We start from the raw sequence: 838 nt of genomic DNA on the forward strand, positions 1-838 counted from the left end.
CGCCGACCAGGGCCATGAAGTGCTCCCAGTCCCAGCCGTCGGCCGGGTCCCAGTGCATGCCGGACACGGTCGCCGACGACGGGCCGACAACGTTGTCGTGGCCCACGATGTGCTGCCGGTCCAGCGGGATGCCGAAGCGCTCGGACAGGTACGTCACCAGCTCCGCGGTCGCCTCGTACTGCGCCTCGGTGTACCAGTCGGCCCCGTGCGCGGCGAAGCCCTCGTGCTCGATGCCGATGGAGTGCATGTTGGTGGAGTAGTTGCCCGCGTGGAAGGCGATGTCCTTGGTGGGCATCATCTGCGTCACGGCGCCGTCCGAGGACCGCATCACGTAGTGCGAGGCGGCCGAGCTGCCCGGGGTCTGGAACGTCGCGATCGCGGACTCGTACGAGCCCTCGATGTCGTGGATGACGATCGAGTCGATCCGGATCCCGTTGCCGGGACGGCTGGAGACCTGACCGTTGCTCGACGCCGCCGGCACGAAGGTGCAGTCCACGGTCGCCGGGCACTCGGTGTCGGCGGTCGCCGCGGCCTTCAGACGCAGCTTCGCCAGCTGGCCCGTGGCCGGCTTGACCTGCGGCATCGCGGCGAGGGTCACCCGCTGCCCGTCCGCGGTGGTACGGCCGGCGCCCTTGGCCAGGGTGGCGAAGACCCGGTTCGCGAACGCCTTGGCACCCTGCGCCTGCGAGGCCTGGCTGTACCGGGCGACAGCCCCGTACCAGTCACCGGCCTCGGCGGAGACCGAACCGCCCGCGGCCTTCTGGTACGACGCCAGCAGCGCCGCACCGCCGCGGATGTTGGCCGCCGCGTCGCCGCGCAGTTCCTTCGCCGACAGACC

General features: G+C 71.1%; 1 protein-coding gene. It reads right to left on the reverse strand.

The window, feature by feature from the left end:
- A partial coding sequence (locus PV342_RS40910; protein WP_500321240.1) for an N-acetylmuramoyl-L-alanine amidase occupies nt 1-838 on the reverse strand: 838 nt, incomplete at both ends.

It is taken from the genome of Streptomyces sp. PA03-3a, assembly GCF_033792735.1.
Lineage (GTDB): Bacteria > Actinomycetota > Actinomycetes > Streptomycetales > Streptomycetaceae > Actinacidiphila.